The 20,358-nt window shown below is 62.1% G+C and carries 18 protein-coding genes; 11 read left to right on the forward strand and 7 right to left on the reverse strand.

What is annotated here, in order from left to right; translation table 11 throughout:
- The first annotated feature begins 282 nt into the window (after window positions 1-282).
- From ACODTZ_RS03605 to ACODTZ_RS03620, 4 genes are all read left to right on the forward strand, one after another.
- A complete protein-coding gene (locus tag ACODTZ_RS03605; RefSeq protein ID WP_489023820.1) occupies window positions 283-981 on the forward strand; it encodes a glycosyltransferase in 699 nt (232 codons plus the stop codon).
- 78 nt (window positions 982-1,059) lie between these two features.
- Window positions 1,060-1,560, forward strand: a complete 501-nt coding sequence (locus ACODTZ_RS03610) for an acyltransferase (protein ID WP_489023822.1) — start codon at window positions 1,060-1,062, stop codon at window positions 1,558-1,560.
- Complete coding sequence (locus tag ACODTZ_RS03615) at window positions 1,557-2,435, forward strand: 3-deoxy-manno-octulosonate cytidylyltransferase (RefSeq protein WP_489023824.1); 879 nt, start codon at window positions 1,557-1,559, stop codon at window positions 2,433-2,435. Before ACODTZ_RS03610 ends, ACODTZ_RS03615 begins: the two co-directional genes overlap by 4 nt.
- 189 nt (window positions 2,436-2,624) lie before the next feature.
- Entirely contained in the window at window positions 2,625-4,322 is a 1,698-nt protein-coding gene (locus ACODTZ_RS03620; protein ID WP_489023826.1) for an FAD-dependent oxidoreductase, read from the forward strand.
- Between the two features lie 39 nt (window positions 4,323-4,361).
- On the opposite strand, the gene ACODTZ_RS03625 is transcribed toward ACODTZ_RS03620, so the two are convergent.
- The 3 genes from ACODTZ_RS03625 to ACODTZ_RS03635 all read right to left on the reverse strand — a co-directional run bounded on the left by ACODTZ_RS03625 (window position 4,362) and on the right by ACODTZ_RS03635 (window position 7,279).
- Complete coding sequence (locus ACODTZ_RS03625; protein ID WP_489023828.1) at window positions 4,362-6,275, reverse strand: monovalent cation:proton antiporter-2 (CPA2) family protein; 1,914 nt, start codon at window positions 6,273-6,275, stop codon at window positions 4,362-4,364.
- A complete protein-coding gene (locus ACODTZ_RS03630) occupies window positions 6,268-6,885 on the reverse strand; it encodes an NAD(P)H-dependent oxidoreductase (RefSeq protein WP_489023830.1) in 618 nt (205 codons plus the stop codon). Before ACODTZ_RS03630 ends, ACODTZ_RS03625 begins: the two co-directional genes overlap by 8 nt.
- An 88-nt stretch (window positions 6,886-6,973) precedes the next feature.
- The gene (locus ACODTZ_RS03635) at window positions 6,974-7,279 is read right to left on the reverse strand and encodes a UBP-type zinc finger domain-containing protein (protein ID WP_489023832.1); all 306 of its coding nucleotides are present in this window, start codon (window positions 7,277-7,279) and stop codon (window positions 6,974-6,976) included.
- A gap of 284 nt (window positions 7,280-7,563) precedes the next feature.
- Between ACODTZ_RS03635 and ACODTZ_RS03640 the strand changes: the two genes are divergently transcribed.
- Window positions 7,564-8,172 carry a helix-turn-helix domain-containing protein gene (locus tag ACODTZ_RS03640; RefSeq protein ID WP_489023834.1) on the forward strand — a complete coding sequence of 203 codons (609 nt, stop codon included), beginning with the start codon at window positions 7,564-7,566 and terminating at the stop codon, window positions 8,170-8,172.
- An 82-nt stretch (window positions 8,173-8,254) separates the two neighbouring features.
- On the opposite strand, the gene ACODTZ_RS03645 is transcribed toward ACODTZ_RS03640, so the two are convergent.
- The gene (locus ACODTZ_RS03645) at window positions 8,255-9,151 is read right to left on the reverse strand and encodes a LysR family transcriptional regulator (RefSeq protein ID WP_489023836.1); all 897 of its coding nucleotides are present in this window, start codon (window positions 9,149-9,151) and stop codon (window positions 8,255-8,257) included.
- Window positions 9,152-9,255: 104 nt separating this feature from the next.
- Between ACODTZ_RS03645 and ACODTZ_RS03650 the strand changes: the two genes are divergently transcribed.
- Complete coding sequence (locus ACODTZ_RS03650) at window positions 9,256-10,476, forward strand: MFS transporter (protein ID WP_489023838.1); 1,221 nt, start codon at window positions 9,256-9,258, stop codon at window positions 10,474-10,476.
- 76 nt (window positions 10,477-10,552) lie between these two features.
- Here ACODTZ_RS03650 and ACODTZ_RS03655 read toward each other — a convergent pair whose 3' ends face one another.
- Entirely contained in the window at window positions 10,553-10,798 is a 246-nt protein-coding gene (locus tag ACODTZ_RS03655) for a DUF982 domain-containing protein (RefSeq protein WP_111560414.1), read from the reverse strand.
- Between the two features lie 218 nt (window positions 10,799-11,016).
- On the opposite strand from ACODTZ_RS03655, the gene ACODTZ_RS03660 reads away from it, so the two are divergent.
- The 4 genes from ACODTZ_RS03660 to ACODTZ_RS03675 all read left to right on the forward strand — a co-directional run bounded on the left by ACODTZ_RS03660 (window position 11,017) and on the right by ACODTZ_RS03675 (window position 16,333).
- Window positions 11,017-13,059 carry an oxidoreductase gene (locus ACODTZ_RS03660; RefSeq protein ID WP_489023840.1) on the forward strand — a complete coding sequence of 681 codons (2,043 nt, stop codon included), beginning with the start codon at window positions 11,017-11,019 and terminating at the stop codon, window positions 13,057-13,059.
- A 195-nt stretch (window positions 13,060-13,254) separates the two neighbouring features.
- Window positions 13,255-14,256, forward strand: coding sequence for an ABC transporter substrate-binding protein (locus tag ACODTZ_RS03665; RefSeq protein WP_489023842.1), 1,002 nt, complete (start codon window positions 13,255-13,257; stop codon window positions 14,254-14,256).
- Between the two features lie 111 nt (window positions 14,257-14,367).
- On the forward strand, window positions 14,368-15,255 hold the full coding sequence (locus tag ACODTZ_RS03670) for an ABC transporter permease (protein ID WP_018901608.1): 888 nt from the start codon (window positions 14,368-14,370) through the stop codon (window positions 15,253-15,255).
- Window positions 15,248-16,333 carry a quaternary amine ABC transporter ATP-binding protein gene (locus ACODTZ_RS03675; RefSeq protein WP_489023844.1) on the forward strand — a complete coding sequence of 362 codons (1,086 nt, stop codon included), beginning with the start codon at window positions 15,248-15,250 and terminating at the stop codon, window positions 16,331-16,333. The genes ACODTZ_RS03670 and ACODTZ_RS03675 overlap by 8 nt, the downstream gene beginning before the upstream one ends.
- A gap of 87 nt (window positions 16,334-16,420) precedes the next feature.
- Here ACODTZ_RS03675 and ACODTZ_RS03680 read toward each other — a convergent pair whose 3' ends face one another.
- Window positions 16,421-17,596: a hypothetical protein gene (locus tag ACODTZ_RS03680; protein WP_489023846.1), complete on the reverse strand. Its 1,176-nt coding sequence runs from the start codon at window positions 17,594-17,596 to the stop codon at window positions 16,421-16,423.
- A gap of 403 nt (window positions 17,597-17,999) precedes the next feature.
- Here ACODTZ_RS03680 and ACODTZ_RS03685 point away from each other — a divergent pair, with 403 nt between their 5' ends.
- A complete protein-coding gene (locus tag ACODTZ_RS03685; RefSeq protein ID WP_489023848.1) occupies window positions 18,000-19,073 on the forward strand; it encodes an ROK family transcriptional regulator in 1,074 nt (357 codons plus the stop codon).
- Window positions 19,074-19,078: 5 nt separating this feature from the next.
- On the opposite strand, the gene ACODTZ_RS03690 is transcribed toward ACODTZ_RS03685, so the two are convergent.
- Complete coding sequence (locus ACODTZ_RS03690) at window positions 19,079-20,323, reverse strand: ROK family transcriptional regulator (RefSeq protein WP_489023850.1); 1,245 nt, start codon at window positions 20,321-20,323, stop codon at window positions 19,079-19,081.
- Between the last annotated feature and the right edge of the window lie 35 nt (window positions 20,324-20,358).

Genomic DNA, 20,358 nt, shown 5'->3' on the forward strand with positions numbered 1-20,358 from the left:
CCAGCCCACTAAAACATAAGCATGCCTGCAGATGTTGTGACTTCGACGTGACACAGCTTATGGGGGAATCCGAGGCGCACTACGTACATCCCCGAATGCAACTGGGGTGAACGCAAGGTATGATTGCTTCGCATAAGCGGTGGCGCACGACAGAGCCCATGCGATGGAGCCCTATTGCCGACCGGTATCATGCGGCGAGATCGGGCTCAGATGTTGACTTTAGCATTCAGCATTCCAGATGCTTATCTTTGATTGTTTCGCGCTGACGTTTGGAGGAAATGCATGGCGGATCTAGCAGTTTATATTGGATGGGATTCCCGCGAAGATATTGCCTATCAGGTTGCCAAGGCCACCCTACTCAAGAACGCATCCATTGATGTCGAGGTTCACCCCATCAAGCTGCAAGAGCTGGTCGATCGCGGTGTTTACACCCGTGAAGTCGATCCTCTGGCTTCGACCGAGTTTACCTATTCCCGCTTCTTCACGCCGTGGCTTGCCGACTACAAGGGCTGGGCGCTGTTTTGCGACTGCGACTTCCTGTTCTTCGGTGATGTCGCAGAGCTGCTGCGCTATAAGGACGACAGCAAGGCCGTAGCCTGCGTTCATCACGACTATACGCCCAAGGAGGGCGTGAAGATGGATGGCAAGGTGCAGACCAACTACCCCCGCAAGAACTGGTCCTCGTTCATGCTGTTCAATTGCGAGCACCCCTCCACCCGCCAGCTGACACCCGAGCTCGTCAATTCACAGACCGGCGCCTATCTTCACCGTCTTCAGTGGGCGCAAGACAGCGAGATCGGTGAGATTCCGGAAGAATGGAACTGGCTGGAGGGGTGGAGCACCAAGCCGACCCAGGGCCTTCCGAAAGCCGTGCACTACACCAATGGCGGCCCATGGTTCCATAATTGGCAGGACGTCGAATATGCGGATGTCTGGCTTGAAAAGGCACGCGCGCTCGACCCGCATTTCGCACCTGTGTGACCCGTGAACCTCGGATTTCTGGTCCGCCTCCGCGCCGCCTTTTCGGGCGGAGCGTTGCGGATCGGGACGAGACCGAACATGCGGTATCTGCCAGAGCTTCGCTATCGGCGCGGCAAAATCGAAATCGGTGACCGGCTCTTCACTCAATGTGGTGTGATACTCGATGCGCAGAGCGGTAAGATCGAGATCGGAAACGATGTCTCGCTCAACGATTACTCGATCGTGCTGGGACATGGCGGTGTCCGCATCGGCGACGGTACCAGGATCGCGGCACATGCCGTCATCGTCTCGTTCGAGCACAGTTACGAGGACGCCACGGTCCTTATCAAAGATCAGCCGATCAAAAAGGGCAGGGTAGAAATCGGCAGGGATGTCTGGATCGGCGCGGGCGCAAAGGTGCTTGCCGGGAGCAACATCGCCGACGGCTGCGTCATCGGCGCAAACAGCGTCATCAAGGGGACGACGGAGCCGTTTGGCGTCTATGTGGGCTCGCCCGCGCGCTTGGTTAAAAGGCGCGCCTTGCCCGAGACGAGAGGGCCCGAGACGAGGGGGCCCGACACGACAGGGAGAGAACAATGATCGACAGAGATGGGGATGCCCGCTTCAAGACGACCAACCCCGCTGCCGCTGCCGCGGAGGAGTGGAAATCCCTACTGGCGGATTATAGCGATGTCGTTCTGGTCGCGAACAGCGATGAAGTGAACATCGAAGACCTCAAGGCGCGCTTTCCCGACACGACGCTTTTCATCTTCTTCAACAAGGTCTTCAAGGTTCTGAGCGAACCTTTCACCCGCCATTCCATGCTCTTCTCCAGAAGCGGAACCCTAGGCGCCAATCTCGTGAAGAGCGGCAAGGTCGATAAGGTTCTGCCCTATTTCGACACGCGCACCTTCCACGGTGTCGTGAACATCAAGGCCGGACCCGACGAGCAGCTCAGTCCGGCATCAGACTTCGGCGACGTTCAGGTCAGGCATCTCGATCTGACTGACGTCTTCACCCCGTTCTATCCTCGCGCCAGCGTGCCGACGACGGGGTTTGCGCTCTGCTTCTGGCTGACAACGCTCAATCTTGGCACCAGGATCACGCTGGCCGGCTTCTCGTCGAAGCGAAGTGAGCGCTACAAGGTTCTCGATGTTCACGACTGGACATTCGAGCAGGTGCTGCTGCGGCTGATGTTCCGCAAGGGCAAGATCAACATTGTCGGGCGTGAGGCGTCCAACCCCTATGCGGATCTCTCCGCGCACTTTCCCGAATTCACACCCGCCGATATCGAGCTCACCGCCAATGAGATCATCGATGAACGGCTCGGCAACCTGAGTTCGATCGTCGATCGCCTGATGGACGTCACGCGCTTCCTTCGCTTCCTGGATCGGACCTGGAAGAGCTTGAAACCAAAGTCGCGCAAGCAGCGCCGGTGGGAATCGATGGAGTCGAAAGGCGACGACAAGGGCTGATCCGCCAAGACCTGTGTCGGCAGTGCCCGCAATGGCGCATTATGTCCCGATCCTTGCAAACACGATCCATCCGTACAATCCTCCGCCGGCAATCGCTTTATGCTGCTTGGCGGCGGTCGACGAGCCACCGCCTGAATGGAAGCCGCGGCATCCCGGAAACAAGGATGTCCATCGCGACGGAGACGGATGATGATTGCCACGCCCATCGACCCGACAGATCCATGGCTGCGCCAGGCGCAGACATTTCCGGTGCTTTCCGTTGAGATGATCGAGCGCGCCAAAGGCTATGGTCGCGAAGAGGTGATAACCGACGACAACTTCGTCTTCGAACGCGGCCAGCGCGGGATCGATTTCTTCCTGGTCCTGGAAGGAGAGATCGAGCTGTTCATCGACGATGTCAGGCGCGGTCGCCGCCTGGTCTTCACCTATCATCCCGGCCAGTTCTCCGGCGAACAGAATATCTTCACAAAACGACCCATGCTCCTGTCGGGGCTGGCAAAATCCGGTTCGCGCCTGCTGCGGATTACCAATCGCGATTTCCATGCCTTCATCACCGGCGAGCCCGATATCGGCGAGACGATCATCCGCGCCTATATCCTGCGCCGCGCCGGTTTCGTGCGCCATTCCGAAGGTGGCGTCCTGTTGATAGGGGACCGGCATCATGCCGACGTTCTCCGTATCCAGCGCTTTCTGACGCGCAACCTCTATCCGGTTGCCGTCGTCGATCCCGCGACCGAGCCGACGGCTCTGCCGCTGATGCAGAGCCTGGCGTTGACAGCGGATGCGCTCCCCGTCGTGGTGACGCCTGACCGGAAAGTCTGGTCGCGCCCGTCCAACGCTACACTCGCCGATCTGCTTGGGATCAACGAACCGCCGGAGACAGACACGGTCTACGACGTCGCCGTGGTCGGCGCCGGTCCGGCGGGCCTCGCCGCATCGGTCTATGGCGCATCCGAGGGCCTCAGCACCATCGTGCTTGAAACGCTCGCCCCGGGCGGGCAGGCCGGAACCTCTTCCAAGATCGAGAACTATCTCGGCTTCCCCACGGGTATCTCCGGCCAGGCGCTCGCCGGCCGGGCCCATATACAGGCGCAGAAGTTCGGCGCCAGGATTTCGGTCTCGCACGAGGTCATGAAGCTCGATTGCTCCTCGCACCCCTATCGCCTCTTTCTCGATGACGAGACTTCGCTGCGCGCGCGCTCGATCGTGATCGCGACAGGCGCGCGCTATCGCAAGCTTGATGTGCTGAATTACGACAAGTTCGAGGGGCAGGGCATCCACTACGCGGCGACGGCCATGGAGGCGCAGGTTTGTGCGGATGAAACCATCGTCGTGATCGGCGGCGGCAACTCCGCGGGCCAGGCAGCCGTCTTCCTGTCGCGAACGGTCAAGCACGTGCACATGCTGATGCGCAGCGGTATCGCCTCGACAATGTCCGACTATCTGGTTCAGCGCATCGAACGGTCGCCGCGCATCAGCCTCTACCAGCAGGCCGAGATCACCGCGCTCCATGGCGACAAGACGTTGAACGGCGTGACCTGGATTGATCACCGCACCGGTGAGAGCCATGAACTTGATGTTACCAGCATCTTCGTGATGATCGGCGCGTCCCCGAACACCGGCTGGCTCGACGGCTGCCTCGATCTTGACCAGCACGGCTTCGTCAAAACCGGCATGGCCACTGTGGGCGACACCCCGCCTTCGCCCTATGCGACCTCGAAGGACGGCATCTTCGCGGTCGGAGACGTGCGCGCCGGTTCGGTCAAGCGCGTTGCATCGGCTGTCGGCGAAGGGTCGGTGGTGATCGCCGCGATCCACCAGTTCCTTGAGCGCCAGCGTCATATCGAGCATGAGGAGCCGGAACGCACCGCCACGGCTGCGCGATAAGCGTAGCGAGGCCGGCTCAAGCGCCGGCTCGCTGATCGCTCAGTCGATGTTCTTTTCCAGCTGCTCCGCTGCGATATCGGGCGGCGTCCAGCCGCGTTCGGCCTTTTCGCCCAGCGCGCTGCGGTCCCCCATCATCGCCTGCTCGAGCAAGTCGGCGATTTCCTTGGCCTTGGCGATATATTCCTTGTTGTCGAACACCTCGACCTCTTCCCGCCACAGAGGCGCGAGTTGACGAAGGCCTCGGACATCCTGGCGGACGAACACGGCCTTGCTCTTTTCGACATCATAAGGATGCATGCCGAGCCCCTTCAGCGCGTAGCCGGCGGCGCGCACGGAGCTGTCGAAGACCTCGCGGACGATATCGTGCGCGCCGGCCTCATAGAGCCGGTAGACGGTGGTGCGGTCGAAGGCCCGGGCGATGATGTGGATATGCGGGTTCTCCCGGCGCGCATGCTTGACGATCTCGATCGCCCGTTCCGGATCGTCGATCGCGACGACAAGGACCTTGGCCTCGTGAAGCCCGGCCGAATGCAAGAGGTCCGGCCGGCTGGCGTCGCCGAAGAACGAGCGCACGCCGAACTTGCGCAGGCCGTCGATGACATCAGCCTGGTGGTCGAGCACGATGGTCTTGTAGCCATTGGCGAGAAGCATGCGGTTGACGATCTGCCCGAAGCGGCCGAGGCCGGCGATGATGACGGAGCCCGGCTCGGGAATTTCGTCGGCCTCGTCCTCCTGCCGGCGATCGAAGCGCGGCACGATCAGCCTGTCGAAGATGATGAAGAGGGCGGGCGTGAACAGCATGGAGACCGCGACGACCAGCAACAGGATCGCTGCCAGATCTGGTGGCAGCACCGCGCTTTGGACGGTGAACGAGATCAGAACGAAGCCGAATTCGCCCGCCTGCGCCAGCCCCAGCGCGAAAAGCCAGCGGTCGGTGCCGCGCAGCTTGAACACGAAGGCGAGAGCCAGCAGCACGATGGCCTTCAGCACCATCACGCCAAGCGTTATCCCGAGCACCGACCAGATCTGCGCATAGAGCAGCGAGAAATCGATGCTGGCGCCGACGGTGATGAAGAACAGACCGAGCAGCAGTCCCTTGAACGGCTCGATATCGCTTTCGAGCTCATGGCGGAATTCGCTGTTGGCGAGCACCACGCCGGCCAGAAACGTGCCGAGCGCCGGCGACAGGCCGACCACGGTCATCAGCAGCGCGATGCCGATAATCAGCAGCAGGGCGGCGGCGGTGAAGATCTCGCGCAGCTTGGAGCGGGCGATGAGCCGGAAGATCGGCCGCGACAGATAGTGGCCGGCAGCAATGACGAAGGCGACGGCAACAATCGTCACCAGCGTCACCTGCCAGCCCGGCAGCCCCTCGACGAGGCTGAACGAGTGGTGGCCGCCACTCTCCGCATTGCTGCCGAGGGGATGACGCACAAGCTCCGGCAGCGCTAGCAGCGGGATGAAGGCCAGCATGGGAATGACGGCGATATCCTGGAACAGCAGCACCGAGAAGCTCGCCTGTCCGCCGGACGAGCGCAGCAGCCCTTTTTCGCCCAACGTCTGCAAGACGATCGCGGTCGAAGAGAGCGAAAAGATGAAGCCGATCGTCAGCGCGACGCTCCAGACCTGGCCGAGCAGCATGGCGCAGCCCATGACAACAAGCGAGGTGACGATCACCTGCAGCCCGCCAAGCCCGAGGAGCTTGGCGCGCATCTCCCAAAGCGCGCGCGGCTGTAGCTCCAAGCCGACGAGAAACAGCATCATCACCACGCCGAACTCGGCGAAATGCTGCAGATCCTGCGTCTCGTTACCAACAAGATGGAGCGCCGGGCCGATGACGATGCCGGCGATGAGATAGCCGAGCACGGAGCCGAGCCCCAGCCGCTTGGCGATGAGTACGGAGACAACGGCTGCCAGCAGATAGATGAAGGCCTGGAAGATGAAGCTATTCATGGGGCGTGCTCTCACGAAGCGGAAGCGTCTCGGCGCTCAGCAGTTCCATGCCGGCGGCGGCGTCGATGTCGAAGGTTTCATCGCGCAGAGCCTCCAGCAGCCTGCGGTAGCCCTCCAGATGCGGCTCGGCCCGGCCGTCGCCACGTGCATCGTGCGCGGCAAACAGCGCGTACGGCGCGACAAAGCGCATCCGGCACAGATTTGCCGTCTGCTCCAGCGGCGAAAGCAGCGCCCGCAGGCGGAAATGGTTGCTGCCCTGTTCGGTATAGGCATGATCCGGGCCGCCGGCGGTGATGACAGGCAGGAAGATCTTGCCCGCCAGCTTGTCGCCCGTGTGGCCATAGGCGAAGCCATACTCCAGCACCAGGTCCTGCCACTCCTTCAGAATGGATGGCGTCGAATACCAGTAGATCGGAAACTGGAAGATGATGACGTCGTGCTTCAGCAGTCGCGCCTGTTCGACGTCGATGTCGATATCGAGCTTGGGATACTCGGCGTAGAGATCGACGAAGGTCACACCTTCGATGCCGCCGGCGATCTTGGCCATCAGGATATTGACGCGCGAATGGCGCTGTCCGGGGTGGGCGAAAAGCACGAGCACCTTGGCCATGTATGGGTTCCCATCTGAATTCAAAATGCGTGAGATCCAGGGCCGGATCGGTCTGACGTGCGCGGGATCCGCACGGCCTTGGCAAGACCTAATAGAAGTGCGGGATCGGCCCTACCTGTTCGGTTTGATCAGGCAAGTCAACCATGATTTCATCCACATAGCACCATCCCCATCCCTCCGGCGGATCATAACCCTCCATGACGGGATGACCGGTTTCATGGAAATGACCGGTGGCGTGCCGGCCGATCGACTGGTCACAGCAGCCGACATGGCCGCATTCCCGGCACAGTCGCAGATGCACCCAGGCCTGGCCGATCGCCAGACACTCTTCACAACCGCGCGTCCTTGGGTGGACGTCGCGGACCAGGCGAACATGCTTGCAAGTATGCGACATGGTTCTTCCTCTCGTTTGCTGAATTTATGCGGGCGACTTCGGCTATTGGCAATCGCTTCCTGCGAGTCCGCGATCAGGGGCTTCCCGCGCATGGCATGGGGGATTCGCAGCTTACTCAAGAGACTTATGCAGTCGTTCAGCGTGCGGGCAACTATACCCAGGTATGCCCCCACAAGACCCAGGTCTATGCAAACTTGATCATAGTAGGATTCCGTCGGCGCGGTCCCCTCACCAGAATGAACCCGGAAAATCACACTTCAACGGTTTCAGGACGGAGATTGACGATGCAGGCGACCGCGATGATTGCGATTGAACACCACGAGCCGAACATCAGCGCCCTCGGCGTCATTCAGCAGGCCTCCTCCGAAGTATCGCTGCTCCTCGCCCGCGCCATCCATTGCGTCGATCAGGACGAGGCGATCGCCATCGATCTCGTCAAACGCGCCTCGATGTTGCTGAAGCCAACCCCAGCCGTCTCGGCCAATGCGGTACCGCGCGAAAGGGCGGCATCGGGCGGGTTGGCGCCGTGGCAGGTGGCGCGGGTCAAGCGGTACGTCGAAGATAACATGTCGCGGACCGTTGCGATCGACGAGCTGGCGGAACAGGCTCGGCTCAGCACCAGCTATTTCTCGGCGGCCTTCAAGACGAGCTTCGGTCTGTCGCCGCACAGCTATGTTATCGCCCAACGCGTCGAGCGCGCCAAGCAGCTGATGCTTTCCACCAATGCGCCCCTATGCGAGATCGCGCTCGATTGCGGCCTTGCCGATCAGGCGCACCTCTCGCGGATTTTCCGCCGCGCAACCGGCACGACCCCCAGCGCCTGGCGCCGCTTCCGCCTTCGCCCCGCCTCCAAGCGCGGAGCTGTGGAATACGAAGTCGCACTGACTGTCTGACCGCGGCTTCTAACGCACGAGGCGGCAAGCAATGAAACACAAGGCACCCGCGCCACAGATACCAGGGACTCCGATCGCTGGGTCAGCCAGCCGGTTCGGCAAGCGCCGATCGGATTGCGGAGATGAAAACCCGTACCTTTGGCAGGATCAGCCGGGTCGTCGGGTAAACTGCCCAGATCGCGTTGGTTTCGGGTACAGCGTCCTCGAGCGTGATGCGAACCAGGCGGCCGGCGCGGATGTCGTCTTCGACATTCCAGTCGGACAGCAGCGTAATGCCGCCGCCGGCAAGGCAGGCGGCGTGGCAACCGGCGATGCTGCTCGACGAGAAGCGTGCATTCAACCGCACATGCGCTTCCTCATCACCTTGCGTGCCCCCGCGCATGAATGTCCAGTGCGTGACGCCGGTCATCGGAAGGCAGTCGTGCTCAAGCAGATCATGCGTATTCACCGGCACCCCACGCCTGCGGATGTAAGCGGGTGCGGCGACCAGCGACCGGGTGTTGTCGGCGAGCTTCTGGGCGATCAGGCTGCTGTCCTTCAGCCGCGCGATCCGGAGCGCGAGATCGGTGCCGGAGGCAACGAGGTCAGGCAAGCCGTCATTCATGTCGACGGAAATCCTGAGATCCGGATTGTCGTCCAGCAACTTCGGCACCATCGGCATGACGATCTTCAGGCCGAAGGCAATGGGCACCGAGACGCGCAGCAACCCCGCCGCGCCCTTACCATCCGTTCGCAGGCGGGCTCTGGCCTCATCCTCGTTTTCCACCAGCGCCTGGGCAAACGGCAGCAAGGTCTCGCCCTCCGGCGTCAGCGAAAGGGACCGCGTGGTCCGATGCATCAGCCGTACGTCCAGCGCTGCCTCAAGTGAGGCGAGACGACGGGTCGCCACCATCGGCGCGATCCCAAGGCGCCGCGCTGCTTCCGAGAGACTGCCCGCGGCTGACGCAACGACGAAAACCCTGACGTCCTCGGTATTCATTATATCGACTTTCGATATTCAGGCTGAACATTTTCGATCAGTACCGCGAGATGCGAGAAAATAATAGATAGATCCCATCTTCTGAAGCCAGAAAGGCAAACAGCATGACCACCGTCACCACAATCGAAAGGCCGGGGGCAGCCACATCGGCCGGCATAGGCCAGATCGGCCTTCTCGCCATGGCCGCCGCCAGCGGCATCGCCGTCGCCAATATCTACTACAACCAGCCGATGCTCGGGATCATCGAAGCCGATTTTCCCGGCCAGTCCGCCACCGGGCTGATCCCGACCGCCACCCAACTTGGCTACGCGCTCGGCCTGTTCCTGTTGCTGCCGCTTGGCGATCTCGTGCATCGCCGGCGTCTGATCATCGGCCAATTCCTGATACTCGCCGTCGCGCTGGCGCTTGCGGCGATCGCGCCCACGGCCTGGACACTGGTTGCGGCATCTCTCGTCGTCGGCGCGAGCTCAACCGTCGCCCAGCAGATCGTGCCCTTCGCGGCCTCGCTGGCATCGCCTGAAAAGCGCGGTGCCACGATCGGCACTGTAATGGCGGGCGTGCTCTCGGGCATCCTGTTCAGCCGCACCCTGTCTGGCTTTGTTGGAGAGCATGCCGGCTGGCGCGCGATGTTCTGGATCGGCGTTCCGATGGCGCTGGTGGCCGCAACCATGATGTTTGCCGCCTTGCCGAACCATCGCCCGACTTCGCGCATGCGCTATCACACCGCGATCCGTTCGCTCGCCCACTTGTGGAAGCAGCATCCGGCGCTGCGCACGGCGACCTTCGTGCAGGCAGCTCTCTTCGCATCGTTCACCAGCTTCTGGACGATCCTGGCACTCTATCTGCAAGGTCCACGTTTCGGTCTAGGTGCTGATGTCGCGGGTCTGTTCGGTATAGTGGGCGCGGTCGGCGTCTTCGCGGCGCCGGTGGCCGGGCGCATCGCGGACAAACGCGGCCCGCATTTCGTGGTGTGGCTCGGGGCTCTCCTGACGCTTGTCGCCTGGATCGTCTTCGGTGTGTGGTGGTCGATCGCCGCGCTGATCATCGGCGTCATCGTCCTTGATTTCGGCATCCAGAGCGCGCTGGTCTCGAACCAGCACATCATCTACGCGCTGGACCCCGAGGCCCGCAGCCGGCTGAACACCATCTTCATGACCGGCATGTTTCTCGGCGGTGCCGCCGGATCAGCGCTTGCGACCCTTGCCTGGGGCTATGGCGCATGGCCTGCCGTGACCGTTCTCGGCGGTCTGCTCGCCATCGTGTCGCTCGGCGTCCGGCTGCTCGACCACAGGGCACAGCCGAAGGCGGCGGCCAAACATCTCTAGGCGAGACATCAACGCGTAAAGAGAAAGCGCCAGCCGTGTTTTCGGCTGGCGCTTTCGATTCAATTAAACGTGAAAATCAGCCTTCGATCTGAAGGTTGGCATCTCGCGCGGCTGCGATCAGTGCTTGCCTCGCGTGCCCGCCGCCACGCTTTCCTTCCAGCACGGCGGCGCACGCCTTCAGCGCGCGAACAAAGGATTCACCGGTCAAAACCGGCCATTTGTCGGCCAGCAGCCAAGCCGCGTCGCGCGTGCTTTTCACCACGTATTTCACGGAGCCAATCGCGATTGTGAGTGGTCTCTTCCAGAGCTTTTCATCAGTCATGCATCACCTCATCGGCGGCCTAAACGCGGGCCAGAGGATTTGGTTCCGCCGATAATTTCAGATGAGGTGATGCTCATATAGCGACCGGTCGACGACCATCGTGTCGCGCAAAAATCACCGGGCGACGCATTGGGGGCGTTTCATGGCGTTTTTGTTCATCGCACCCGGCATCTTTTTAGGTGAAGATCGGCCTTTCTCTTGTTTGGTGGTGCAAATCGATGGCTTCGCAGGATCCCCTACTTCAACCATTCCAATTGAAACACCTCACCCTGAAGAACCGGCTGATGTCGACCGCGCACGAGCCGGCCTATTCCGAAGACGGCATGCCGACCGATCGCTACCGGCTCTATCATCTCGAAAAGGCCAAGGGCGGCATCGCGCTGACCATGACGGCCGGCTCGGCGGTCGTCTCTCCGGATTCCCCGCCGGCCTTCGGCAACCTGCACGCCTATCGCGACGAGATCGTGCCATGGCTGAAGCGGCTGGCCGATGACTGTCACGAGCACGGCACGGCCGTGATGATCCAGCTCACCCACCTCGGCCGCCGCACCGGCTGGAACAAGGGCGACTGGCTGCCGGTACTGGCGCCAAGTCCCATCCGCGAACCCGCCCACCGCGCTTTCCCCAAGGAGGCGGAGGAGTGGGATATCGAGCGGATCGTCGAAGATTATGTCTCGGCCGCGCAACGCATGCAGGCCGCCGGCCTCGATGGCATCGAATTCGAGGCCTACGGCCACCTGATGGACGGCTTCTGGTCGCCCGCCACCAACATCCGCGAGGACGAATTCGGTGGCGGGCTCGAAAACCGCATGCGTTTTTCGACGATGGTCACAGAGGCTGTGCGCAAGGCGGTCGGTCCCGATTTCATCGTCGGCATCCGTCTTGTCGCAGACGAGCAGTGGGACAAGGGACTGACGCGCGAGGAGGGCGTGGAGATTGCAAGACGGCTCGTGGCCGGCGGGTCGATCGATTTTCTGAATGTCATCCGCGGTCATATCGATAGCGACGCGGCGCTCAACAACGTCATCCCCATCCAGGGCATGCCGTCTGCGCCGCATCTGGATTTCGCCGGCGATATCAGGGCCGCCACGAAATTTCCGGTGTTCCACGCCGCCCGCATCTCAGACGTCGCGACCGCGCGGCACGCGATCGCCGAGGGCAAGCTGGACATGGTCGGCATGACGCGGCCTCATATCGCCGATCCGCATATCGTCAGAAAGATCGAAGCCGGCGAAGAGGCGAGCATCCGCCCCTGTGTCGGCGCGACCTATTGTCTTGATCGCATCTATGAGGGCGGCGAGGCGCTCTGTATTCACAATGCGGTCACGGGCCGCGAAACGGAACTGTCGCACGAGATCGCGCCGGCTGAGTCGCCGCGGCGGGCGGTGGTCGTCGGCGCCGGGCCGGCCGGGCTTGAGGCCGCGCGTGTGCTGGCCGAGCGCGGGCACACGGTCGACATTCTGGAGGCGAGCGGCGAGGCGGGCGGCCAGATCAATCTGCTGGTCCGCAATCCAAGGCGGCGTGAGATGGTAGGGATCATCGACTGGCGCCTGGAAGAACTTGAACGGCTTGGTGTCACGATCCACTACAATGTCTTTGCCGGCGGTGACGATGTCCTGGCCTTCGAGCCGGACCTGGTGGTGGTGGCGACCGGCGGCATCGCGCAGTCCCCGGCGCTCGATGCCGGCGATGAGCTGGTCACATCGTCATGGGATATCCTGGCCGGCTCGACGAAGCCGGGCGAGACCGTGCTTCTCTTCGACGACAACGGCGCCCATCCCGGCATGTCGGCGGCCGAAGTGATTGCCGGTGCAGGCGCCGAGCTGGAACTGGTGTCGCCCGAGCGCTTCTTTGCGCCGGAGATCGGCGGCATGAACCATGTGCCCTATGCGAAGGTTTTCGCCGAGAAGAACGTCAAGCTCACCATCAACACACGCCTGAAATCCGTGCGCCGCGATGGCAACCAGCTGGTGGCTGTCCTCGGCTCAGACTACGCCGAAGCGACAGCGTGGGAGCGCCGGGTGTCGCAGGTGGTCGTCGAGCACGGCACCATGGCCAATGCCGATCTCTATTTCGAGCTGAAGCCGCTGTCGCGCAATCTGGGGGCGGTCGACTACGGCGCCTTGATCGCGAGACGAGCGCCCTTGCGCCAGCGCAATCCGGACGGCCGCTTCGATCTCATTCGAATCGGGGACGCGGTGGCGAGCCGCAATATCCACGCCGCGATCTACGAAGCCTTCCGCTTCGCGTCACTTCTTTGAGATCAGCTGCGACAAGGATGATCTTATTGCGACTGCCGTTACATGAGAACATTGAAAGAAAGCTCCAATGCGCCATTTTTTGACGCAATCGGAATGGCGCATGCCGGGCCAATGACGGCTCAATGGGGAGGCTGGCGGACGCGGTGCTGCCGGCGCCCGGGTTCACGTTGCACCGCGACCAGAGGGAACAAGAAAATGAAAATGCTTTTGGCTTCCACCGTCCTCGCCGCCGGCCTGCTTGGCCTTGGCGGTGCTGCATCCGCCGCCGAATGTGGTGATGTCACCATCGCCAACATGAACTGGCAGTCCGCTGAAGTGGCGGCAAACATCGACAAGCTGATCCTTGAGGCAGGCTATGGCTGCAAGGCCGAACTGGTTGTCGGCGATACCGTCCCGACGCTCACCTCCATGGCAGAAAAGGGCCAGCCCGATATCGCGCCCGAGGCCTGGGTCAGCCTGCAGCCCGAGATCGTCAACCGCGGCCTGACCGACGGCAAGTTCATCAAGGCCGCGAAGATTCTCTCCGATGGCGCCATCCAAGGCTGGTGGATCCCCAAGTATTTCGCCGACGCGCATCCTGACGTGAAGACGATCCCCGACCTGATGAAGCATCCGGAGCTTTTCCCGGCGCCTGAAGACAAGAGCAAGGGCGCCGTCTTCAACGGCCCGCAGGGCTGGGGCGGCACTGTCGTGACCGCGCAGCTCTTCAAGGCTTATGGCGGCGAGAAGGCCGGCTTCACGCTCGTCGACACCGGCTCTGCCGCCGGCCTCGATGGCTCGATCGCCAAGGCCTACGAAGCCAAGCAGCCATGGGTCGGCTACTACTGGGCGCCGACGGCACTCCTCGGCAAGTACGAGATGGTGAAGCTCGGCTATGGCGCCGAATATGACGCCGCCGAATGGAAGCGTTGCACCTCGGTTGCCGATTGCGCCGATCCGAAGGAAAACGCATGGCCGGCCGACAATGTCGAGACGCTGGTCACCAAGACATTCGCCGATCGCGCCGGCCCCGATGTCGTCGGCTACCTCAACAAGCGCGCCTGGACCAACGACACCGTCAACAAGCTGATCGCCTGGATGTCTGACAACCAGGCCAGCGGCGAAGAAGGCGCGAAATACTTCCTGAAGAACAACGAAGCGATGTGGAGCACCTGGGTTTCGCCCGAGGTTGCCGCCAAGATCAAGGCTTCGCTCTAAGCGCCGCATCGACAGCGGGCGGCCCGGTTACGGGATGGCCGCCCGCCTACGCACCGGCGAGACGGCCAACAATAATCAAAGCCGCCGCCGATTTTGTCATGGGGAACCGACATGGATTGGCTCTGGAAATTTCCGTCGATGGACGAGGATATGCTGCGCGCCTTGAAAAAGAGCGTGGATGAAGGCTTTCGCGCCTTCACCCGCGGCTATGGCAGCGGCATCGAAAATCTGTTCAGCCCGCTGCAAAGCTTTCTGATCTGGGCTGAACGCCTGATGACGGGCATGCCATGGCCGCTGGTGATCGCGCTCATCGGCGCAATCGCGTGGCTGGCGACACGCAGCTGGCGGATCGTCGTCGGCTGTATCGTCACACTACTGCTCATCGGCTATTTCGACATGTGGGAAGACACGATGAAGACGGTCTCGATGATCTTCGTCTGCACCGTGCTTTCGATCGCGATCGGCATTCCGATCGGCATTGCCATGTCGCGTTCGGACCGGCTGCAGAAGATCGTCAACCCGATCCTCGACGTCATGCAGACGATGCCGAGCTTCGTCTATCTCATTCCCGTCGTTATGCTGCTCGGTATCGGCCGCGTGCCCGGCGTCATCGCCGTCGTCATCTATGCCTTGCCGCCGATGATCAGGCTCACCAATCTGGGCATTCGCATGGTCGACCGCGATGTGCTCGAAGCAGCCGACGCCTTCGGCTCGTCGAGCTGGCAGAAGCTCCGCAATGTCCAGCTGCCGCTAGCGCTGCCGACGATCATGGCCGGCATCAACCAGACGATCATGATGGCGCTCGCCATGGTGGTCATCGCCTCGATGATCGGCGTGCAGGGTCTCGGCCAGCCGGTATTGAAAGCCATTGCCAACCAGTATTTCACCCTCGGCGTCTTCAATGGCCTCGCCATCGTCGGCATCGCCATCATCTTCGACCGCATCAGCCAGGCTTACGGTCTGCGTCTGCAGAAGCACCGGGAGGTCGTCCATGGCTAGCCAGTCGATCGATATTCGCAGCCTTTACAAGATCTTCGGCCCACGCGCTCGCGATTTCGTCGAGCCCGTGATGCGCGGGATGTCGAAAACCGAGCTCAACCGGGAGCACGGCCATGTCCTCGGTCTGAAGGACATCAACATCACCATCCCCGGCGGCGGCATCACCGTCATCATGGGGCTGTCGGGCTCCGGCAAATCAACGCTGATCCGCCACATCAACCGCCTGATCGACCCGACCTCGGGAGAGGTTCGCTATGGCGATGTGGATGTCTGTCGCATGGACAAGGAGCAGCTGCGCCAGTTCCGCCAGAAGAAGACCGCCATGGTCTTCCAGAAGTTCGGCCTGCTGCCGCATCGAAACGTGTTGCAGAACGCCGTCTACGGCCTTGAAATCCAAGGCGTGGGGAAGGGCGAGCGCGAGGAGCGCGCGCAGCATTGGATCAAGCGCGTCGGTCTTGACGGCTTCTCCAACCACTACCCCAATCAGCTCTCCGGCGGCATGCAGCAGCGTGTCGGTCTTGCCCGCGCGCTGACCAACGATGCCGAAATCCTGCTGATGGACGAGGCCTATTCGGCGCTCGATCCGCTGATCCGCGTCGATATGCAGACGGTGCTGCTCGACCTGCAGAAGGAGCTGAAGAAGACCGTGGTCTTCATCACCCACGACCTCGACGAGGCATTGCGGCTTGGCGACCGCATCGCCATCCTGAGAGACGGCGAGGTGATCCAGCAGGGTACCTCGGCCGATATCGTGCTCAGGCCCGCCGACGAGTACATCACGGCCTTCGTCAAGGAAGTGAACCGGGCAAGGGTTATCCATGTCGATGCGGTCATGGCGCCACCGCCAGTGTCGGCGAAGTCCGGCGTTCGTATACCCACCGGCACGACCGTCGAGGAAGCGCTGCGGCAGCTATCGGCCGCCAACGCGTCCTCGGCCGCTGTCGTGAATGGAGACGGTCAGGAGATCGGCAGCGTCAGCATGGGTGAGCTGATACGCTGCCTCGTCGGTCAGGAGCCGGGAACATCGCAAGCGGCGTCGTCTGCGGCCGTTGCCGAAGCCATGTCGGCGATCCCGTGATCGGCGGGCAAATAGCGTTGCATTGAGCGTGAAGCATGCGCGGTCGGACAAAGTCTCGGCCGCGCATTTTTGTTTCGGAGCAAGCGCTTAAGCCTTCGGCATCCAGTTCTGGTCGAAGTCTGCGAAGGAGGCGGCGGGAAGCGGGCCGGCGGTCATCAGCGTGAAGTCGAAAGCGGAGCGCAGATCGGAGCCCAGCACGTATTGCCGATGCACGCGCAGGAAATCGCGGCGGATCTTACGATAGTGTTCGCCTGTCAGCATATGGCGCATGCGGATCGTGGCGATCGAGGCCTGCGGCGCGTCTGCATGTCCGCAGAGCGCCACGACGCGCGACTTGTAGAAATGGATCACGTCGGTCAGACAGTGGATCTCCAGCCAGAAGATCTGGCGTGAGTGCGCAATGGCGCCAACTCGTGCCCGCAGGCTCTTTGCCCGTCGTAGCAGGGCACACTGCAGAATAGCGCCGCCGAGTGTCACGAAAACCACCTGCTTATTGGCAAAAAGCGCGGGCTCTTCCTCGACCAGCATGCCGATGACATGGCTGGCGACGCTCGATCCCATGCTGTGCGAGGTGATCAGATACTCATCGGCATCTTCGCGCAATGCATCGCGCACCCGCGCCTTGCAGCGGTCGAGCCACTGCACGATGGCGGGATCGTCGAGCTTCGCCAGCGCCACGGCGAGATCCCAGTCCGCGAAGAGATGCAGCGTGTGGAACCTTGCGGCGAAGGGCAGGAAGACGAAGCGGAAGAACATCACCCCAAGCAGCACGGTCCAGAGGAAGTTCCAGCGCTGAAGGCCGAGAATATGAGGAGCAGCCGCGATCGTGGCGCTGACGAGAAGTGCCAGCAGAACCAGTGCGAACGGGAACACGAAGAACAGGCCGAACCGCCAGGCATGCCGGAAATAGCCGACAAAACCGCCCTGGAGGATGACGCTGGCGGCGCTGGCATAGCCGGAGGCGAGGCGCTTTAGAAGGCTCTTGTCGCTGTACTTGCGGACGAGCTCGTTGTGGTCGAAGACGAAAACGCGGCTCGACGTTCTCTCCCCTTGAGAGCGACAGTTGACGTCGAAGGAACCGCCATCCCTGAAGGCGCCGACATCGAGGTCGAGGTTCCAGGCTTTGGCGCTCAGCTTGGCGGCCCGTGCATAGCGCGCATGGTGGGCCTTTGAATCAAGCGGCTCGAAACCGGGGAAATGCAAAACGACGCGTTTTTCCACCAGCGGATTGGCCACGGGGTTGATGGCAGCTCTTTGACTCAATGTTTATGACCCTGGCAGAAAATCGGAATGCGACGACCGGCCCTTGTCGATGGGCCATGTCGTTCTTTACGGACGATGGTGGACGGTAGACCACTGACATTCTCGGGGTGCGCACCAGTCCAGTCGCAAAGACTGAAACAGAAAACCCTTAAAAAATGAGTGGTCGTTTCGGAAGCTCATCTATGAGCCGACTATGGAAACAACAAGACCTCTCACCTTTCTTTTCGTCAAAAGCGGCGAGTTGCCGCGCTTGGCTCGACATTTCTTGGGCGTCGGGGGCATATCGGAGACGGCTTTCTTGCTGCGCATGGAAAATTGCGCGATATTTCAACGGACTGGATTGCGCGAATAGGGGGAGGCTGTTGGTGACCTGCGCCAAGAACATGGTTCAAGGATATCGCGGTTGAAGACGGCGCGGCGGCTTTCAGTTTCCGGCTCGCCAAGGGCGCGCGACCCGTCGGACGCACGTCCCGGCATCAGCCCCGTCGATATCGCCGATCACAACTCGCGAACGACGCTCGGGCTTCTGCGCCGCTTCGGTCCGCTCACACGGCAGGAGTTGTCGAGACGCCTCGGGCTCACCGAACCGGCGATCGCGGGGATCGTGCAGCGCCTGGCAAATGCCGGCCTGGTCGCCGGGCGCAAGCGTGCCAGCACGACGCGCTACGCGGCGCTGGAGTTCGCGCTCTGTCCCGACGCTGCCTTTTCGCTCGGAATCTCGATCGTTCCGCATGGAGGCGAGATCGTCGTCATCGACCTTTCCTGTGCGATCCGCGCACGCATCGGCTTCGCTCACATCGACGAGATCGCTGAGGCTCTCGGGAGCATCCAGCATATCGCGTCGGGCAAGCTCGTCGGCTGCGGCGTCGCCATCGCGCCGGGAGCGTCCATCGACCGCACTAGCCTTGAGGAGAGCATCCGAGAGAGGGTAGGGCCGCTCTATGTGCTCGACGACAGCGAAGCCGCGATCGGCGCCGAACGCGCGCTCGGGATCGGCGATCCGGAAGGCGGGCTGGTGACCATCCTGATCGACGAGACTGTTCGCGCGGGGCTTCTCATCGGCGGCCGACCGTTTCGTGGCATTCATGGGCTCGCCGGCCAGATCGGCGACATGCGGTCGGGCGTGGATGGCGCGACGCTGAACGAGGTTGCGACATTGCCCTCGCTTGAGCGTCACATGGCGGCGGGACACGCCTCGGCGGATGCGTGGATCACGGTTGCCGCGCGCCACCTCCACGAAGCGGTTCTGGCGATCTCGGGCTTCATCGCGCCGGGCGCGATCCTCATTGGCGGATCATTGCCCGATGATATTCTGGGTTCTGTCATATCGAGTATGGCGCGGGAGCGGGAAGAGAAAATCCGCGATCTGGTAATCGCCCCGTGGATCCCGGTGGTGCAACCGGCGACCCATGCGAAAGACGGCGTGGTGCTGGGCGCTGCCCTTCGGCCTTTCAACGAGACACTGTTTCCCGCCTGACGACGTCAGCCGGCCGCAAACTCTGGTGTCGCCGCAGGCCATCTCTCCATGTTGTTCGCGAGACCGCCGATCGGATTGCGGAACCGCTGCGCCGGTTCGGCCGATGGCAGGCCGAGACGATGCGCGAGAGGTATGGCCGCCGCGCCGAGTGCTGCCGCATCCTCCGAGCCGGCCGCGCGATGCAGCGACGGCGCCTTGGCGCCGAGGCGGCCGATCTCCTCGTGAACATAAAGCAACAGCTCGTCGATGATGCGGACAGGAAAACGCCCGCCGATGAGAACACCCTCGGGATCGACAATCATGCCGATATGAACGATCGCCTGGGCGATCTTGACGCTGACCTTGCGCAGCCATGCGCTGACAAGCGCACGTCCGTTCGCATCGAGCGTCAAGAGGTCGGCCGGCGTGGACGCCTCGACCCCATTCCGCTTCAGGTAGTCGAGCAGGATGAAGAGTGAAAACATCTCGCCAAGCGGCTGCGTGCTGCCGGCGAATGGGCCGTCGTCGAACAGCACCGGCAGCCAGCCGATTTCGCCGCCGATCCCGCTGGCGCCCTTGTGGCGGATGCCGTCGATGACAAGACTGCCGCCCAGGCAGGCGTTCGCCAGTATGTAGAAGAAGCTGCCGATCTCGGTACCAAGCCCGTATTCGATCTCCCCCAGAGCCGCCGCGTTGGCGTCGTTGTCGATGAACACGGGGTGGTCGGAGATCGCCTCGAGCGCGCCGCGCACATCATAGCCGCTCCAGCGCCGGTATTCCGGCGGAAAGCCGACAACGGGCACTTCGCCGAGCCAATCCGGAATGGCAAGGCCGATCCCGGCCAGCCGGCTCTCTTCGATGACCTTGCGCCTGCGGAACGAAGAGAGTGCATCGGCCATCAGCGCCACGAAATCATCCGGCAGCAGAAAACGTGCCTCGTGGTGAATGCGCCCGCGCACCGTGCCGACAGCGTCGACGGCAACGATGGTGAGGTGATCACGGTCGATATTGGCGCCAATCGAAAACACGCCTTCCGGATCGATCTCCAGCTCGATCGCCGGCTGCCCGCGTAGCCCGTGCCGGCGCCGCGCCTCCATGACGAGGCCTTCATCGAGCAGCCGATCGACGATCCGTGTCACGGCCTGCTTGGTCAGCCGCGATCGCGCCGCCAGCTCGGTGCGCGAAATCGGCCCGCCGCGATGGATCGCGCTCAAGATCATGGCCCGATTGGCCGCCGCCGCCTGCTCAGGATTAGAACCCGAAACCTGCACCTTCCGTCTTCTCCCCTTAGATGTCTGGTATGTTG

Source organism: Rhizobium sp. FG113, from assembly GCF_057809895.1.

Excerpts from the sequence above, each read along its gene's own strand:
- ACODTZ_RS03605 (WP_489023820.1), top strand. The coding sequence starts at position 283 with ATGGCGGATCTAGCAGTTTATATTGGATGGGATTCCCGCGAAGATATT.
- ACODTZ_RS03610 (WP_489023822.1), top strand. The coding sequence starts at position 1,060 with ATGCGGTATCTGCCAGAGCTTCGCTATCGGCGCGGCAAAATCGAAATC.
- ACODTZ_RS03615 (WP_489023824.1), top strand. The coding sequence starts at position 1,557 with ATGATCGACAGAGATGGGGATGCCCGCTTCAAGACGACCAACCCCGCT.
- ACODTZ_RS03620 (WP_489023826.1), top strand. The coding sequence starts at position 2,625 with ATGATTGCCACGCCCATCGACCCGACAGATCCATGGCTGCGCCAGGCG.
- ACODTZ_RS03625 (WP_489023828.1), bottom strand. The coding sequence starts at position 6,275 with ATGAATAGCTTCATCTTCCAGGCCTTCATCTATCTGCTGGCAGCCGTT.
- ACODTZ_RS03630 (WP_489023830.1), bottom strand. The coding sequence starts at position 6,885 with ATGGCCAAGGTGCTCGTGCTTTTCGCCCACCCCGGACAGCGCCATTCG.
- ACODTZ_RS03635 (WP_489023832.1), bottom strand. The coding sequence starts at position 7,279 with ATGTCGCATACTTGCAAGCATGTTCGCCTGGTCCGCGACGTCCACCCA.
- ACODTZ_RS03640 (WP_489023834.1), top strand. The coding sequence starts at position 7,564 with ATGCAGGCGACCGCGATGATTGCGATTGAACACCACGAGCCGAACATC.
- ACODTZ_RS03645 (WP_489023836.1), bottom strand. The coding sequence starts at position 9,151 with ATGAATACCGAGGACGTCAGGGTTTTCGTCGTTGCGTCAGCCGCGGGC.
- ACODTZ_RS03650 (WP_489023838.1), top strand. The coding sequence starts at position 9,256 with ATGACCACCGTCACCACAATCGAAAGGCCGGGGGCAGCCACATCGGCC.
- ACODTZ_RS03655 (WP_111560414.1), bottom strand. The coding sequence starts at position 10,798 with ATGACTGATGAAAAGCTCTGGAAGAGACCACTCACAATCGCGATTGGC.
- ACODTZ_RS03660 (WP_489023840.1), top strand. The coding sequence starts at position 11,017 with ATGGCTTCGCAGGATCCCCTACTTCAACCATTCCAATTGAAACACCTC.
- ACODTZ_RS03665 (WP_489023842.1), top strand. The coding sequence starts at position 13,255 with ATGAAAATGCTTTTGGCTTCCACCGTCCTCGCCGCCGGCCTGCTTGGC.
- ACODTZ_RS03670 (WP_018901608.1), top strand. The coding sequence starts at position 14,368 with ATGGATTGGCTCTGGAAATTTCCGTCGATGGACGAGGATATGCTGCGC.
- ACODTZ_RS03675 (WP_489023844.1), top strand. The coding sequence starts at position 15,248 with ATGGCTAGCCAGTCGATCGATATTCGCAGCCTTTACAAGATCTTCGGC.